The organism is Pseudomonas sp. MDT1-85 (assembly GCF_054898065.1).
Genome location: NZ_CM142715.1, coordinates 2,143,422 through 2,159,049, shown reverse-complemented (window position 1 = coordinate 2,159,049; position 15,628 = coordinate 2,143,422). Strand labels below are relative to the sequence as shown.

The window sequence follows — 15,628 nt, the reverse complement described above, 5'->3', positions numbered from 1 at the left end:
ATAACGGTCTGACAGTCAACATGGATGTTGAATGTTATGACCTCATCGCGAGCAGGCTCGCTCCCACAGTTCAGGCTTTTACCGTTTTCCAAACCTTGCTGACAGCCATCACCCCAACCAACACCGCCGCGCCCGCCACAATCCCGGCCACCGCATTCAGCAACGTCGGCACGATAAATCCGCCACCACCGGCACTCGCGCTGACACTCTCGATCCAGTGATGAACCACTGGCACGCCGTGGGTCAGAATCCCGCCACCGACCAAAAACATCGCCGCGGTGCCGATCACCGACAGGCTTTTCATCATGTACGGCGCCGCACGCAGAATCCCGCCGCCGATGCTTTTGGCCATCTGGCCGGGCTTCAGGGCCAGCCACTGACCGAGGTCGTCGAGTTTGACGATGCCGGCCACCAGGCCGTAGACGCCGATGGTCATGACGATGGCGATGCCCGAGAGCACGATCACTTGCTGGGTCAGCGAAGCGGCAGCCACGGTGCCAAGGGTGATGGCGATGATTTCCGCCGAGAGGATGAAGTCGGTACGGATCGCACCTTTGATCTTGTCCTTCTCGAACGCCACCAGATCGACCGCAGGGTTGGCTACAGCCTCGACCAATTCTGCGTGTTCAGCCTGATCTTCAGCTTTGCTGTGCAGGAATTTGTGGGCGAGTTTCTCGAAACCTTCGAAGCACAGGTAAGCGCCGCCGACCATCAACAATGGCGTGACCAGCCACGGAATGAACGCGCTGATGGCCAAGGCCGACGGCACCAGGATCAGCTTGTTGAGGAACGAGCCCTTGGCCACCGCCCACACCACCGGGATTTCCCGCTCGGCACGCACGCCGGAAACCTGCTGGGCGTTGAGCGCCAGATCGTCGCCAAGCACGCCAGCGGTTTTCTTCGCGGCCATTTTGGTCATCAACGCCACATCGTCCAGTACGGTGGCGATGTCGTCGACCAGCACCAGCAAACTGCTTCCTGCCATGAATCAGGTTTCCTTCTTGAATGAATGGTGCGCAGCATAGCGCGACCCGAGGCTACACGGGGCATTCTTGAGCGTCGCGCGAGGCCGGTGCTACCATGCGCAACCGCCAGAACAGGCAAGGAACTCCTTGGTTTATGAGCACTATCCGCGAGCGCAACAAAGAACTGATCCTGCGTGCCGCCAGCGAAGAATTTGCCGACAAGGGCTTCGCTGCGACCAAAACCAGTGACATCGCGGCCAAGGCAGGGCTACCCAAGCCTAACGTCTACTACTACTTCAAATCCAAGGAAAATCTCTACCGCGAGGTCCTGGAAAGCATCATCGAGCCGATTCTGCAGGCCTCGACGCCGTTCAACGCCGACGGCGTGCCCAGCGAAGTGCTGAGCGGCTACATTCGCTCGAAAATCCGCATCTCCCGTGACCTGCCCTTCGCCTCCAAGGTGTTCGCCAGCGAAATCATGCACGGCGCCCCCCACCTGAGCCCCGACCTGGTCGAGCAACTCAACGGCCAGGCCAGGCACAACATCGACTGCATCCAGACCTGGATCGACCGCGGCCAAATCGCCCCCATTGACCCCAACCATCTGATGTTCAGCATCTGGGCCGCGACCCAGACCTACGCCGACTTCGACTGGCAGATCTCTGCGGTTACCGGCAAGGCCAAGCTGGACGAGGCCGATTATGAAGCGGCGGCGCAGACGATTATCCGGTTGGTGCTCAAGGGGTGTGAGTTGGACGGGTAGACCGCGATGAAGGCGACTCGATCTGAAGTCTTAAAGCCAGATAGCATCCCACAACGGATAGTCGCCAAGCCGCTCTACAAGACCTGCCCGCAATGGATTCGCCACTACATATCGTGCCATCTTCACCAAGTCTTCTTCTCGCCTCAATGCCCGGTCGTGATAGCCCTGCTGCCAAAGTGGTCCACACCTGTTACTGGAAAGATTCACCTCTCGCGTAATCAGTGACTTGGTTTGACGCATCAGATTACTGAGCGAACATTTCTCCAATTCGACAAGCCAATGGAAGTGATCAGGCATAACGACCCATGCCAGTGAATTCACTAACCCTGTATTTTGTGCTTGGCGAAATTGATGAACAACCAATCTGCCCAATGCGAAATCCGCAAAAACCGGCTCGCGATCAAGTGTATTGGTAGTCAGTAAATAGATTCGATTGGGTTCGGCATAGCGCCCCGTTCGTAGGCGATGTGAAGCGGGAAGATCAGGCAATCCGTTGCCCCTTCATGATGGATTCATCAGAAGATTAGACCTGAGCGGCCCATAGACCGCGACAATCCGTTATCTGGATGTGTCCATGAGGCCGCCATCGCGGGCAAGCCCGCTCCCACAAGGATCGAGGGTGTTCACAGACTTTGTGTTCACCAGCAGGAACCTGTGGGAGCGGGCTTGCCCGCGATGACATTCGATCAGACGCTGAAGATCAACCAGCCATCCCCGCATCCGCCCTCAACCCCTGCGCCTCAACCGCCCTGATCGCACATTGCTCATCGACATCAGACAAATCGCCACTGATGCCCACCGCCCCCAACACACTCCCATCCTGATCCCGAATCAGCACGCCACCCGGTACCGGGACGACGCTGCCCTGCCCCAGGCTATTCAATGCGGCGAAGAAGGCCGGGCGTTGCTGGGCGTCCTGTGCCAGCAGGCGTGAGCCTTTGCCCAAGGCGATGGCGCCCCAGGCTTTGCCGATGGCGATCTGCGGGCGCAGCAGGCTGGCGCCGTCTTCGCGTTGCAGCGTTATCAAGTGCCCGCCGGCGTCCAGCACGGCAACGGTCAAGGGCGCGGCAGAGATTGCACGGCCCGCGGAGATGGCCTGATTGGCCAGGTTGACTGCGACGTTCAAGGTTAAAGCGCTCATGGTGCCGTCCTCATTTTGTTATTGGGAAAGCCGTTGGATTGCTTTCTGTTGCGCAACCCGATGCAACAAATAGAACACAATGAATTATTTTTTTGTATACAATAATTTTCGAAAAGCGCCACATGCGACGAAAAGCCACAGTCCTTCGGGCTTCCGACGAATGAAACAGCTGCTTGAGAAAATGGATTGACCTGCGCCGTCCGCCGTGAATACACTCTGCGCAAAGCCACTTGTATACAATTACAAAACGTAAGAGGCACCAAAACCATGAGCAAAATGAGAGCAATCGAAGCCGCCGTTCTGGTGATGCGCCGTGAAGGGGTTGATACCGCTTTTGGCATCCCGGGCGCCGCGATCAACCCGCTGTACTCCGCCTTGCAGAAGGTCGGTGGCATCGATCACGTCCTCGCTCGCCACGTTGAAGGCGCCTCGCACATGGCCGAGGGTTACACCCGCACCAAGGCCGGCAACATCGGCGTGTGCATCGGCACCTCCGGCCCGGCCGGCACCGACATGGTCACCGGGCTCTACAGCGCCTCGGCTGACTCGATCCCGATCCTGTGCATCACCGGCCAGGCACCGCGGGCCCGGATGCACAAGGAAGACTTCCAGGCCGTCGACATCACCAGCATAGTCAAGCCGGTCACCAAGTGGTCGACCACCGTTATGGAACCGGGCCAAGTGCCTTACGCGTTCCAGAAAGCCTTCTATGAAATGCGCTCCGGGCGCCCAGGCCCGGTGCTGATCGACCTGCCGTTCGACGTGCAGATGGCCGAAATCGAATTCGATATCGACGCCTACGAGCCACTGCCGCTGGCCAAGCCTACCGCTAACCGCGTGCAAATCGAGAAGGCCCTGGCCATGCTTGATCAGGCTGAGCGCCCACTGTTGGTGGCCGGTGGCGGCATCATCAATGCCGACGCCAGCGAGTTGCTCGTGGAGTTCGCAGAGCTGACCGGTATTCCAGTGATCCCGACCCTGATGGGCTGGGGCACCATCCCGGACGATCACCCGCTGATGGTTGGCATGGTCGGTCTGCAAACCTCGCACCGCTACGGCAACGCGACAATGCTTAAGTCCGACGTGGTGCTGGGCGTCGGTAACCGTTGGGCTAACCGTCACACCGGTTCGGTCGACGTTTACACCGAAGGCCGCAAATTTATCCATGTCGACATTGAACCGACTCAGATCGGCCGCGTGTTCACCCCGGACCTGGGCATCGTGTCCGACGCCGCTGCCGCGTTGACCGTGTTCATCGAAGTCGCTCGCGAATGGCAAGCCGCCGGCAAGCTGAAAAACCGCAGTGCCTGGCTGCAAGACTGCCAGCAGCGTAAAGCCAGCCTGCAGCGCAAGACTCACTTCGACAACGTGCCGGTCAAACCGCAACGTGTTTACGAAGAGATGAACCAGGTGTTCGGCAAAGACACCTGCTACGTCAGCACTATCGGTTTGTCGCAGATTGCCGGCGCGCAGTTCCTGCACGTCTACAAACCGCGTCACTGGATCAACTGCGGCCAGGCCGGCCCGCTGGGCTGGACCATTCCGGCAGCACTCGGCGTGGTCAAGGCTGATCCGACCCGCAAAGTGGTGGCGCTGTCCGGGGACTACGACTTCCAGTTCATGATCGAAGAGTTGGCGGTGGGCGCGCAGTTCAAGCTGCCGTACATCCACGTGGTGGTGAACAACTCGTACCTTGGGCTGATCCGTCAGGCCCAGCGCGGGTTCGAAATGGACTACTGCGTGCAGTTGTCCTTCGACAACCTCAACGCGCCGGAACTCAACGGTTACGGTGTCGACCACGTCGCTGTCGCCGAAGGCCTGGGTTGCAAGGCGCTCCGGGTGTTCGAACCGGATCAGATCCAGCCTGCCCTGCGCAAGGCTCAGGAACTGATCGAGGAGTTCAAGGTGCCGGTGATCGTCGAGATCATTCTGGAGCGCGTGACCAATATTTCCATGGGCACCGAGATCAACGCCGTCAACGAATTCGAAGACCTGGCGCTGGTCGGCAACGATGCGCCAACGGCGATTTCGTTGCTCGATTAAGAATGACCTGATACCTGTAGCAGCTGCCGAGGCACGAGGCTGCGTTGCGTGTCCGCAGGACCGCCGTCGGGGGCCGCTTCGCAGCCCAACGCAGCCTCGTGCCTCGGCAGTTGCTACAGGGATTTTATATTTACGGGAGACCACCATGCCGCGTTTCGCAGCCAACCTGTCCATGCTGTTCACCGAGCAGGATTTTCTTGCCCGTTTCGACGCTGCCGCCAAGGCCGGCTTCAGTGGTGTCGAATACCTGTTCCCCTACGATTTCAGCTCCGCCGAAATCAAGGCCAAGCTCGATGCCAATGGCTTGACCCAGGTGCTGTTCAACCTGCCGGCCGGTGACTGGGCCAAGGGCGAACGCGGTATCGCGTGCTTGCCGGATCGGGTCGAAGAATTCCGCGCCGGTGTCGATCTGGCCATCGCTTACGCCAAAGTGCTGGGCAATACCCAGATCAACTGCCTGGCCGGTATTCGTCCACAAGGCGTCGACGATGCCACCGTGGAAAAAACCTTTGTCGCCAACCTCAAATACGCGGCCGACAAGCTGCAAGCGGCGGGCATCAAACTGGTAATGGAAGCGATCAACACCCGCGACATTCCGGGCTTCTACCTGAACAACACGGCGCAAGCCCTGTCGATTCGCGAGCAGGTCGGCAGCGCCAACCTGTTTCTGCAATACGACATCTATCACATGCAAATCATGGAGGGCGACCTGGCTCGGACCATCGCTGCGCACTTGGGCGAGATCAACCACATCCAGTTGGCCGACAACCCAGGACGCAACGAACCGGGCACCGGTGAAATCAATTACCGCTTCCTGTTCGAACACCTGGATCGCATCGGTTATCAGGGTTGGGTTGGCTGTGAATACAAGCCGCTCACCACCACTGAAGCGGGTCTGGGCTGGCTGAAAACCCATAACGCGATTTGATCTGACACCGCGTTATCGTTCTTCGCGGGCAAGCCTAGTTCCTACAGGGGGCCAGAATTGTCTGTAGGAGCGAGGCTTGCCCGCGAAGGCGTCCTCGCTGTCACCCCACGAATTTGCGAACAGAGCTATAAAAACAAGAGGATTTTCTCATGGCTAAAATCGGATTTATCGGCACCGGCATCATGGGCCACCCAATGGCGTTGAACCTGCAGAAAGCCGGTCACAGCCTGTTCCTGTCGGCGCACCACGACCCAGCCCCTGCCGATCTGGTCGCCGCTGGCGCCATCGCGCTGGCGAACCCGAAAGAAGTGGCCCAGGAAGCCGAATTCATCATCGTCATGGTCCCGGATACCCCGCAGGTCGATGACGTGCTGTTCCGCGCCGACGGCGTTGCAGCGGGCGTGAGCAAGGGCAAAGTCGTAATCGACATGAGCTCGATCTCGCCAACCGCCACCAAAGCCTTCGCTGCCAAAATCAACGAGAAAGGCGCGCAGTACCTCGACGCACCTGTGTCCGGCGGTGAAGTCGGCGCCAAGGCTGCGACCTTGAGCATCATGGTCGGCGGCGATGCCGATGCGTTCGAACGCGCCCTCCCGCTGTTCCAGGCCATGGGCAAGAACATCACTCTGGTCGGGGGCAACGGCGACGGTCAAACCGCGAAAGTGGCGAACCAGATCATCGTCGCGCTGAACATCCAGGCCGTGGCCGAAGCGCTGCTGTTCGCCTCGAAAAACGGGGCTGATCCAGCCAAGGTGCGTGAAGCGTTGATGGGCGGTTTCGCGTCATCGAAGATTCTTGAGGTTCACGGCGAACGCATGATCAAGGGCACCTTCGACCCGGGTTTCCGCATCAGCCTGCACCAGAAGGACCTGAACCTGGCCTTGGCCGGCGCTCGCGAACTGGGCATCAACCTGCCGAACACCGCCAATACCCAGCAAGTGTTCAGCACCTGCGCGGCTATCGGTGGCAGCAACTGGGACCACTCGGCGCTGATCAAGGGCCTGGAACATATGGCGAATTTCTCGATTCGCGATAAATAAGCCATCACCCGCCCCTGTAGGAGCGAGGCTTGCCCGCGAAAGGATCGCCTCGGTGCAGCAGAAACACCGAGGTGCCCGGTTCGCGGGCAAGCCTCGCTCCTACAGGGGCAAGCAGCTTTCCCCAATAACAAGAATTCCGGGAGCCCGCCATGTCGGTCGATCCGCAACAACTGCTGCGCGAGCTGTTTGCCACAGCCATCGACGCGGCCCATCCGCAGCACGTCCTCGAAGCCCATCTACCCAAAGATCGCAGCGGTCGGGTGATCGTCATCGGCGCCGGTAAAGCCGCAGCGGCCATGGCCCAGGTGGTCGAGCGCTGCTGGCAGGGCGAAGTGTCCGGCCTGGTGGTGACCCGTTACGGCCACGGCTCCCCGTGCGAAAAAATCGAAGTGGTCGAAGCCGCGCACCCGGTGCCGGATGCTGCCGGTCTGGCTGTCGCGAAACGGGTACTGGAACTGGTCAGCGACCTGAGCGAAGACGACCGCGTGATCTTTCTGCTGTCTGGCGGTGGCTCTGCCCTGCTCGCCTTGCCCGCCGCCGGCATTACCCTCGCCGACAAGCAGTCGATCAACAAAGCCCTGCTCAAATCCGGCGCGACCATCGGCGAAATGAACTGCGTGCGCAAGCACCTCTCGGCGATCAAGGGCGGCCGCCTCGGCAAAGCCTGCTGGCCGGCCACTGTTTATACCTATGCGATTTCCGATGTACCAGGCGACCTCGCTACCGTTATCGCGTCCGGCCCCACCGTGGCCGACCCAAGCACCTCGGCCGAAGCGCTGGCGATCCTCAAGCGCTATGGCATCGAAGTCCCGGTCTCGGTGCGCAACTGGCTGCAAAGCCCGGAATCGGAAACGGTCAAACCCGGCGATCCGAGCCTGGCCCGCAGTCATTTCCAGTTGATCGCGCGCCCACAGCAATCGCTGGAAGCGGCGGCGGTGAAAGCCCGTCAGGCCGGTTTCAGTCCGTTGATTCTCGGCGATCTGGAAGGCGAATCCCGGGACGTGGCGAAAGTCCACGCCGGTATTGCGCGGCAGATCGTCCAGCATGGCCAGCCGCTGGCAGCGCCGTGCGTGATTCTGTCCGGCGGCGAAACCACCGTCACCGTGCGAGGCAATGGCCGTGGCGGGCGCAACGCCGAATTCCTGCTGAGCCTGACCGACAGCCTCAAAGGCCTGCCCGGCGTCTACGCGCTGGCCGGTGACACCGACGGTATCGACGGCTCCGAAGACAACGCCGGCGCCATCATGACCCCGGGCAGTTACGCCCGCGCCGCCGCCCTCGGCCTGAGCGCCAGCGATGAGTTGGACAACAACAATGGCTACGGCTATTTCGCCGCGCTGGATGCGCTGATCGTCACCGAGCCGACCCGCACCAACGTCAACGACTTCCGCGCCATCCTGATTCTCGAGAGCACTAAACATGACGCCTGACAAGAAGGTCAAAATCCTCGCCACCCTTGGCCCGGCCACCAACGGGATCGATGACATCCGTGAGCTGGTGCAAGCCGGGGTCAATATCTTTCGCCTGAACTTCAGCCACGGCGATCACGCCGATCATGCCCAGCGCTATCAGTGGATTCGTGAAGTCGAGCGCCAGCTGAATTACCCGCTGGGGATTCTGATGGACCTGCAAGGCCCGAAATTGCGGGTCGGCAAATTCGCCCAAGGCAAAGTGCAGCTGCATCGCGGTCAGGCCTTGCGTCTGGATCTGGACCCGACGCCGGGCGATGAGCGCCGGGTCAACCTGCCTCACCCGGAAATCATCGCGGCGCTTACGCCAGGCATGGACCTGCTGCTGGACGACGGCAAGCTGCGCCTGCGGGTGGTGACCAAATACGCCGACGCCATCGACACCACGGTGCTCAATGGCGGCGAGCTGTCGGATCGCAAAGGCGTCAACGTGCCGCAAGCGGTGCTGGATCTGAGCCCATTGACCGCCAAGGATCGTCGCGACTTGAGTTTCGGTCTGGAGCTGGGGGTGGATTGGGTCGCGCTGTCGTTCGTGCAACGCCCGGAAGACATCCGCGAAGCTCGCGCACTGATCGGCGACAAGGCGTATTTGATGGCGAAGATCGAGAAGCCATCGGCCGTGACTCAACTGCGGGAAATCGCCGAATTGAGTGATGCGATCATGGTCGCTCGCGGAGACCTGGGCGTTGAAGTCCCGGCCGAAAGCGTGCCGCAGATTCAGAAAAACATCATCAGTACCTGTCGCCAACTCGGCAAACCGGTGGTGGTGGCGACGCAGATGCTGGAGTCGATGCGCTTCTCCCCCGCTCCGACCCGCGCCGAAGTCACTGACGTCGCCAACGCGGTGGCCGAAGGTGCGGACGCGGTGATGCTGTCGGCGGAAACCGCGTCCGGCGAGTACCCGCTGGAAGCTGTGCAGATGATGAGCAAGATCATCCGTCAGGTCGAAAACGGCCCGGACTATCAGGCCCAACTGGACGTGAGCCGACCGAAAGCCGAGGCCACGGTGTCGGACGCGATCAGCTGCGCCATCCGCCGCATCAGTAACGTGCTGCCGGTGGCGGTGCTGGTGAATTACAGCGAGTCTGGCACGTCGAGTCTGCGTGCAGCGCGGGAACGGCCGACGGTGCCGATCCTCAACCTGACGCCGAACTTGCAAACCGCGCGGCGTTTGACGGTGGCGTGGGGTGTGCATTCGGTAGTCAACGATCGACTGCGCCAAGTGGATGAAGTGTGCTCGACGGCGCTGGAGATTGCACAGGCACAGGGGATGGCTCAGCGGGGGGATACGTTGTTGATCACTGCGGGTGTGCCGTTTGGGCAGCCGGGGTCGACCAATTCGTTGCGCATTGAGACGTTGATTTAAAGACAGCTTTTGTGGCGAGGAGGCTTGCCCCCGTTCGGCTGCGTAGCAGTCGTCGCTTTGGCATGACGGTTTCAACAGAAAGACCGCATTGCTGATTTTAGGGCCGCTTCGCGACCCAACGGGGGCAAGCCCCCTCGCCACATTGATTTAGCGCCCGCTCCGGCCCCATCGCGAGCAGGCTCGCTCCCACAGTTGATTTGTGTTGTTCACAAATCTGACGACTGAACAAAGATTCATTGTGGGAGCGAGCCTGCTCGCGATGCAGGCGACTCGGTTCCTCTGACACACAGACCTAAAATGCCCGCCAACCACTTCAACACCCACTGCCCCGACTGGGCCACTGCCCTGCTCAACGGCTTCAGCCAGATCTTTCTCCAGCGCCATCCGCTGTGCGGCCTGCTGTGTCTGTTGGCGATTCTGTTCAGCGCGCCGGCCTTGCTCGGCGGTGCGTTGCTGGGAGGGGTCGCCGGGTTGCTCACCGCGCAACGTCGCGGGTACACCAAGGCTGATCGCCAGGCCGGGCTATTCAGTTACAACGGTATTCTGCTCGGTCTGCTGCTGAGCCTTCATTTCCCATGGTCAGTGCTGTTGCCACCGCTGATCATTGCCGCTGGGGGCCTGAGCGCGATGCTGATCCAGCAATGGCTCAAGCGTTCCCGCGATCATCATTGCCTTCCCGCCTACACCGCGCCCTTCGTCGGGATGAGTTGGTTGCTACTGTCATTTGCCGCCCCCCAACAACCCGCGCCGCTGATCGAAATGACCACACTCAACCTGCTCGCCGCGTCATTGAAAGGGCTCGGTCAGGTGCTGTTTCTTGGTCATCCGCAGGCCGGTGCTCTGATTGCAGTCGGTTTGCTGATCGCTGACCGTCGTGCCTTCCTGTGGGCGCTGCTCGGCTCCGCTGCCGGCCTCGGATTCGCCCTTCTGTATCACGAAACATCAACCGCGCTGCTGGGTTTGAGCGGCTACAACGCCGTGCTCGCCGCCCTCGCCTTCAGCCAGAATCGTCGCCAGCCCTGGCTGCCATTGCTGGGAATCCTGCTGGCGGTGTTACTCACACCGGGCTTCGCCGCACTGGGGCTGGCAACGTTGACCGCGCCTTTCATCCTCGCCTGCTGGCTGATTCGCGCAGGCATTCGGGTGCTGCGTCAGGCCGCCATGGACAGCGCGCCTTGCGCTACCGGGGAGAATCACCCTAGGCTGCGCTGATTCTCGATTCAGGCGTTTTCCATGGACAGCAGCAAAAACTGGCGTGAAGAGCTTTACGTCATGATTTTCCAGACCGACACCACGGCCGGTCGGCGTTTCGACAGCATTCTGCTGTTGATCATCCTCGCCAGCCTGGTGATCGTGATTCTGGACAGTATCGACAGTGTTCATCAGAACTACGCCGACGTGCTGGCCTACATCGAATGGGGCTTCACCGTCATTTTCGTCGTCGAGTACAGTCTGCGGCTGTACTGCTCGCCCAAGCCGCTGCGCTACGCGCTCAGCTTCTATGGCCTGGTGGATTTGCTGGCGATCGTGCCGGGCATCCTCGCGCTGTATTACAGCGATGCGCAGTTCCTGCTGATCATCCGGATCATTCGGATGCTGCGAATTTTCCGCGTGCTCAAGCTCAGCCCGTATCTGAAGCAAGCCAACTATTTGATGACGGCGTTGCGCGGCAGCAAGCAGAAGATCGTGGTGTTTCTGCTCAGCGTCAGCACTCTGGTGACGGTGTTCGGCACTCTGATGTACGTGATCGAAGGCCCGGAACACGGCTTCACCAGCATCCCCAAAGGCATCTATTGGGCTATCGTCACGCTGACCACCGTGGGCTTTGGCGACATCGTGCCCAAGACGCCGTTGGGTCAGGTGGTTTCGTCGCTGGTGATGATCACCGGTTACTCGATCATCGCCGTGCCTACAGGGATTTTCACTGCGGAACTGGCCAATGCCATGCGCGGTGAACAACTGCAACACGATTGCCCGACCTGCAAGAAAAACAGCCATGAACACAGCGCAGCGTTCTGCTCCCGTTGCGGTAATGCGCTGTTCAAAAAACTGGAATAAGCAAAGTGCTTTTTAATCTTTAAAGGACTATGCGAGCCCGGCTATAGTCGCCGGCAGCACGGTGGCAACACTTCTTTTAATGACTGAAAAATAACCTGTAGGAGCTGCCGAGTGAAACGAGGCTGCGATCTTTTGATCTTGTTTCAGCAATCCATAAAGATCAAAAGATCGCAGCCTCGTTTCACTCGACAGCTCCTACCAGCTTCTACACAACACAAGGAATGCGCAGTGAAAAAACTCTTTGGCGCCTCACTTCTCGCCGCTGGCCTGGCCTTAAGCAGCGTGGTTCAGGCTGCACCGACCCTGCTTAACGTTTCCTACGACGTGATGCGAGATTTCTACAAGGACTACAACGCTGCCTTCCAGAAACACTGGCAAGCCGAGCACAACGAAAACATCACGCTGCAAATGTCCTTCGGCGGCTCCAGCAAACAGGCGCGCTCAGTGATCGATGGCCTGCCGGCTGACGTCATTACCATGAACATGGCCACCGACATCAACGCCCTCGCGGACAACGGCAAACTGGTCCCGGACAACTGGGTCACGCGCCTGCCGAACAACAGCGCGCCGTTCACGTCCGCCACGGTGTTCATCGTGCGCAAAGGCAACCCGAAAGCCTTGAAAGACTGGCCGGACCTGCTCAAGGACGGCGTGCAAGTGATCGTCCCCAACCCGAAAACCTCGGGCAACGGCCGCTACACCTACCTCTCGGCCTGGGGTTATGTGCTGAAAAACGGCGGTGACGAGAACAAGGCCAAAGCCTTCGTCGGCAAACTGTTCAAACAAGCGCCTGTGCTGGATACCGGCGGCCGCGCAGCCACCACCACATTCATGACCAACCAGATCGGCGACGTGCTGGTGACCTTCGAAAACGAAGCGGAAATGATTGCGCGTGAATTTGGTCGTGATCAGTTTGAAGTGATTTATCCGAGTGTTTCCGCTGAAGCTGAACCACCGGTGTCCGTGGTCGACAAAGTGGTCGAGAAAAAAGGCACCCGCGCTGCCGCTGAGGAATATTTGAAGTACCTGTGGTCGCCGCAAGGTCAGGAAATTGCAGCTGCCAACTACCTGCGTCCGCGTGATCCGGCGGTATTGGCCAAGTACACTGATCGCTTCCCGAAAGTGGATTTCCTCTCGGTGGAGAAGACCTTTGGTGATTGGCGCACTGTGCAGAAGACCCACTTCAATGATGGTGGGGTTTTTGATCAGATTTACAGCGGTCAGTAATTTCTGACTCCAGTGAAAAGGCGACCTGCAACGGTCAATGCCAGTCAGTTAAGCGGTAATGTTATCCGTAGCAGCTGCCGAGCCTGCGGGGCTGCGTTCGGCTGCGAAGCAGTCGTGAGTCCGGCAGACGCGGCCTGCCTGACGAGGGTGTAATTTCTGACTTTACGACTGCTTCGCAGCCGAACGCAGCCTCGCAGGCTCGGCAGCTGCTACACGGAGTGTGTTGCGGCTGAAATTGCTTAACTGACTGGCATTAACCTGCAACGGTCGCCTGTTTTGTGAGTGCTGTGAACACAAACCGGTGTACGACCGAGATCCACCGTAGGAGCTGCCGAAGGCTGCGATCTTTTGATCTTGCTCTTGATCTTCAGTGGCTTCGAAAAGGGTCAAGATCAAAAGATCGCAGCCTTCGGCAGCGCCTACAGGAGAATTGCGTCATGCCATTGCATCGGCGTGTGACAGCGTCCTTACCCGCCATCTCTCAATCATTCCTCAGAGGCATGATGACTATCACTCTATTCCCTCTTCCGCCGTTCTAGCCCGCCGATTAGTCTCCCCGCATTCCTTCTTGTTCAGCGAGCCACATTATGAATCCCGCGACTCAGGTGCCCCACGGTGCCGCGACAATGACCCGAGGCATGGTGCTGCTGTTCGCCTTCTGTTGCGGTGCCATCGTGGCCAACATCTACTACGCCCAGCCGATCATCGGCCTGATCGCGCCGGACATCGGCCTGACCGACACCATGGCCAGCCTGATCGTTTCGCTGACGCAGATTGGTTATGCGCTGGGTCTGTTCTTCCTGGTGCCGTTGGGTGATCTGCTGGAAAACCGCCGCTTGATGATCATCACCACCATAATGGCGATTGCCAGTCTGTTGGGCGCGGCATTCACCGATCAGCCGAACGTGTTTCTGCTGATCTCGTTGCTGGTGGGGTTCAGCTCGGTGTCGGTGCAGATCCTGATTCCACTGGCCGCCCACCTGGCGCCGGAAGAATCCCGTGGCCGCGTGGTTGGCGGCATCATGGGTGGTTTGCTGCTGGGGATTCTGCTGGCTCGACCAGTGTCCAGCGTAGTAGCCGACCACTTCGGCTGGCGCGCGATGTTCGTCATTGCAGCAGTGTTGATGGCGGCCATCAGCATCGTGCTGGCCCTGACCATTCCCAAGCGCCAGCCTGATCACAACGCTTCTTATGGCCAGTTGTTGGGTTCGCTCTGGACGCTGTTGCGTCAGCAGCCGGTGTTGCGTCAACGGGCGTTTTATCAAGCCTGCATGTTCGCCACCTTCAGCCTGTTCTGGACTGCCGTGCCGCTGGAACTGTCGCGTAATCATGGCTTGTCGCAAACCCAGATCGCGATCTTCGCCCTGGTCGGCGCCATCGGTGCTATTGCCGCACCCATCGCCGGTCGACTGGCCGATGCCGGCCATACCCGCATCGCCTCGCTGCTGGCCCTGCTATTCGCCAGCCTGAGCTTCCTGCCCGCCTTCATCCACCCGGTCTACAGCGTTATCGGCCTGGCCGTGACAGGGGTAGTGCTGGATTTCTGCGTGCAAATGAACATGGTCCTCGGTCAACGCGCGGTCTACGCCCTCGACGCTAAAAGCCGCGGCCGTCAGAATGCGCTGTACATGACCAGCATCTTCATCGGCGGTGCGTTTGGTTCTTCGGTGGCCAGCGCGGTGTATGAGCATGGTGGCTGGTTGTGGATCGTGATTGTGGGTAGTGCGTTTCCACTGTTGGCGTTGTTACGGTTTTTGAGTGTTTCGCAGAGGCATTCGTTGGCGACGGCTTAGGACGCTAAAAGCTTCGCGGGCAAGCCTCGCTCCTACAGTTCACCGGTATCTGTAGGAGCGAGGCTTGCCCGCGAAGGCGATTCGACTGATACCACTCAATGTCGAACCAGTTTCTCCATCGCCGCATCCGCGAGAAAGGAGGAGCGGCTTTTGACATTGTGCTCTCGCACATAACGGTCAATACGCTGGATCACGTAGCCAGGCAGCGTCACATTGACCTTCTCGGTCTTGCCCAGATACGGCGAGATGTCGAGTTCCAGCATCCCCCAACCCATGTCGGCAAATTCCGGATTTTCGCGGTGCGCAGCCGCTGAGGTCGGCATCGGAATTGATTCCCCGCCTGCCATGATCTCTTGCAGCATGATGTGAGCAATTTCGACCGCCGCGTTGTAAGCATCTTCAAACGTATCCCCGGCCGTAACGGCACCAGGAATATCGGGGATCTGAATACCGATGGCGGTGTTCTCGTCGCCCCACTCGATACAGATTGGGTATTGCATTATGGATCTCCTGCCAAACTGGCTCCCGGGCAATAAAGCCCGGCTCGCCTCCTGATGCTTTTAACCGTCCCGACCGGCAAATCCTTCTTCGGATGAGGGACGGGTATCGTGTAAGGGTTGTAACGATGAGTGAAGATGTGATGACTGCCGGTGACCCAATCCAGTGCCCAGCCCGCCTCTATCAGTTCCTTGATCAATAACCTGCTCTGCACCACCAGCCTCCTTGCTCCGGCCCAAACAAAAATAACCCTAGAGTTACTTTTACTCAAGCACAAAAATCCGGATCGCGACGCTCGGTTGTTTTACAGGGTGTGATTTTGATCGGATCTCCGAAG

15 protein-coding genes are annotated in these 15,628 nt (G+C 59.3%); 10 read left to right on the top strand and 5 right to left on the bottom strand.

Features of this window, described 5'->3' with window-relative positions; all coding sequences use genetic code 11:
- Positions 1-70: 70 nt before the first annotated feature.
- Positions 71-985 (bottom strand): DUF808 domain-containing protein, encoded by a 915-nt coding sequence (locus ACYZT2_RS09780; RefSeq protein WP_461971674.1) that lies wholly within the window; start codon positions 983-985, stop codon positions 71-73.
- Between the two features lie 134 nt (positions 986-1,119).
- On the opposite strand from ACYZT2_RS09780, the gene ACYZT2_RS09775 reads away from it, so the two are divergent.
- Positions 1,120-1,728 (top strand): TetR/AcrR family transcriptional regulator, encoded by a 609-nt coding sequence (locus ACYZT2_RS09775; protein ID WP_461971672.1) that lies wholly within the window; start codon positions 1,120-1,122, stop codon positions 1,726-1,728.
- Positions 1,729-1,758: 30 nt separating this feature from the next.
- Here the strand turns inward: ACYZT2_RS09775 and ACYZT2_RS09770 are convergent, their stop codons facing one another.
- Together ACYZT2_RS09770 and ACYZT2_RS09765 are read right to left on the bottom strand one after the other, a co-directional pair.
- Positions 1,759-2,217: an REP-associated tyrosine transposase gene (locus ACYZT2_RS09770; RefSeq protein ID WP_461971670.1), complete on the bottom strand. Its 459-nt coding sequence runs from the start codon at positions 2,215-2,217 to the stop codon at positions 1,759-1,761.
- Between the two features lie 211 nt (positions 2,218-2,428).
- A complete protein-coding gene (locus ACYZT2_RS09765) occupies positions 2,429-2,869 on the bottom strand; it encodes a GlcG/HbpS family heme-binding protein (RefSeq protein WP_461971668.1) in 441 nt (146 codons plus the stop codon).
- A gap of 267 nt (positions 2,870-3,136) precedes the next feature.
- On the opposite strand from ACYZT2_RS09765, the gene gcl reads away from it, so the two are divergent.
- The 9 genes from gcl to ACYZT2_RS09720 all read left to right on the top strand — a co-directional run bounded on the left by gcl (position 3,137) and on the right by ACYZT2_RS09720 (position 14,793).
- Positions 3,137-4,912 (top strand): glyoxylate carboligase, encoded by a 1,776-nt coding sequence (gene gcl / locus ACYZT2_RS09760; RefSeq protein WP_038979660.1) that lies wholly within the window; start codon positions 3,137-3,139, stop codon positions 4,910-4,912.
- A 145-nt stretch (positions 4,913-5,057) separates the two neighbouring features.
- Positions 5,058-5,840 carry a hydroxypyruvate isomerase gene (gene hyi / locus ACYZT2_RS09755; protein WP_461971666.1) on the top strand — a complete coding sequence of 261 codons (783 nt, stop codon included), beginning with the start codon at positions 5,058-5,060 and terminating at the stop codon, positions 5,838-5,840.
- Between the two features lie 149 nt (positions 5,841-5,989).
- On the top strand, positions 5,990-6,880 hold the full coding sequence (locus ACYZT2_RS09750; RefSeq protein WP_007894261.1) for a 2-hydroxy-3-oxopropionate reductase: 891 nt from the start codon (positions 5,990-5,992) through the stop codon (positions 6,878-6,880).
- Positions 6,881-7,029: 149 nt separating this feature from the next.
- On the top strand, positions 7,030-8,310 hold the full coding sequence (locus ACYZT2_RS09745) for a glycerate kinase type-2 family protein (RefSeq protein ID WP_461971663.1): 1,281 nt from the start codon (positions 7,030-7,032) through the stop codon (positions 8,308-8,310).
- Entirely contained in the window at positions 8,300-9,715 is a 1,416-nt protein-coding gene (gene pyk / locus ACYZT2_RS09740; protein WP_461971661.1) for a pyruvate kinase, read from the top strand. Before ACYZT2_RS09745 ends, pyk begins: the two co-directional genes overlap by 11 nt.
- A 297-nt stretch (positions 9,716-10,012) precedes the next feature.
- Complete coding sequence (locus ACYZT2_RS09735; RefSeq protein ID WP_461971659.1) at positions 10,013-10,927, top strand: urea transporter; 915 nt, start codon at positions 10,013-10,015, stop codon at positions 10,925-10,927.
- Positions 10,928-10,948: 21 nt separating this feature from the next.
- Entirely contained in the window at positions 10,949-11,773 is an 825-nt protein-coding gene (locus tag ACYZT2_RS09730; RefSeq protein WP_461971657.1) for an ion transporter, read from the top strand.
- A 228-nt stretch (positions 11,774-12,001) separates the two neighbouring features.
- A complete protein-coding gene (locus ACYZT2_RS09725) occupies positions 12,002-13,000 on the top strand; it encodes a sulfate ABC transporter substrate-binding protein (protein WP_461971655.1) in 999 nt (332 codons plus the stop codon).
- Positions 13,001-13,587: 587 nt separating this feature from the next.
- Positions 13,588-14,793 carry an MFS transporter gene (locus tag ACYZT2_RS09720; RefSeq protein ID WP_461971653.1) on the top strand — a complete coding sequence of 402 codons (1,206 nt, stop codon included), beginning with the start codon at positions 13,588-13,590 and terminating at the stop codon, positions 14,791-14,793.
- 95 nt (positions 14,794-14,888) lie between these two features.
- Here the strand turns inward: ACYZT2_RS09720 and ACYZT2_RS09715 are convergent, their stop codons facing one another.
- The gene (locus ACYZT2_RS09715) at positions 14,889-15,293 is read right to left on the bottom strand and encodes a type II toxin-antitoxin system HicB family antitoxin (protein WP_305505369.1); all 405 of its coding nucleotides are present in this window, start codon (positions 15,291-15,293) and stop codon (positions 14,889-14,891) included.
- Positions 15,293-15,505 carry a type II toxin-antitoxin system HicA family toxin gene (locus ACYZT2_RS09710; protein WP_461973056.1) on the bottom strand — a complete coding sequence of 71 codons (213 nt, stop codon included), beginning with the start codon at positions 15,503-15,505 and terminating at the stop codon, positions 15,293-15,295. Before ACYZT2_RS09710 ends, ACYZT2_RS09715 begins: the two co-directional genes overlap by 1 nt.
- Between the last annotated feature and the right edge of the window lie 123 nt (positions 15,506-15,628).

What these genes read in the sequence shown, in the direction of transcription:
- ACYZT2_RS09780 (WP_461971674.1), bottom strand. Translation starts at nt 985, where the DNA reads ATGGCAGGAAGCAGTTTGCTGGTGCTGGTCGACGACATCGCCACCGTA.
- ACYZT2_RS09775 (WP_461971672.1), top strand. Translation starts at nt 1,120, where the DNA reads ATGAGCACTATCCGCGAGCGCAACAAAGAACTGATCCTGCGTGCCGCC.
- ACYZT2_RS09765 (WP_461971668.1), bottom strand. Translation starts at nt 2,869, where the DNA reads ATGAGCGCTTTAACCTTGAACGTCGCAGTCAACCTGGCCAATCAGGCC.
- gcl (WP_038979660.1), top strand. Translation starts at nt 3,137, where the DNA reads ATGAGCAAAATGAGAGCAATCGAAGCCGCCGTTCTGGTGATGCGCCGT.
- hyi (WP_461971666.1), top strand. Translation starts at nt 5,058, where the DNA reads ATGCCGCGTTTCGCAGCCAACCTGTCCATGCTGTTCACCGAGCAGGAT.
- ACYZT2_RS09750 (WP_007894261.1), top strand. Translation starts at nt 5,990, where the DNA reads ATGGCTAAAATCGGATTTATCGGCACCGGCATCATGGGCCACCCAATG.
- ACYZT2_RS09745 (WP_461971663.1), top strand. Translation starts at nt 7,030, where the DNA reads ATGTCGGTCGATCCGCAACAACTGCTGCGCGAGCTGTTTGCCACAGCC.
- pyk (WP_461971661.1), top strand. Translation starts at nt 8,300, where the DNA reads ATGACGCCTGACAAGAAGGTCAAAATCCTCGCCACCCTTGGCCCGGCC.
- ACYZT2_RS09735 (WP_461971659.1), top strand. Translation starts at nt 10,013, where the DNA reads ATGCCCGCCAACCACTTCAACACCCACTGCCCCGACTGGGCCACTGCC.
- ACYZT2_RS09730 (WP_461971657.1), top strand. Translation starts at nt 10,949, where the DNA reads ATGGACAGCAGCAAAAACTGGCGTGAAGAGCTTTACGTCATGATTTTC.
- ACYZT2_RS09720 (WP_461971653.1), top strand. Translation starts at nt 13,588, where the DNA reads ATGAATCCCGCGACTCAGGTGCCCCACGGTGCCGCGACAATGACCCGA.
- ACYZT2_RS09715 (WP_305505369.1), bottom strand. Translation starts at nt 15,293, where the DNA reads ATGCAATACCCAATCTGTATCGAGTGGGGCGACGAGAACACCGCCATC.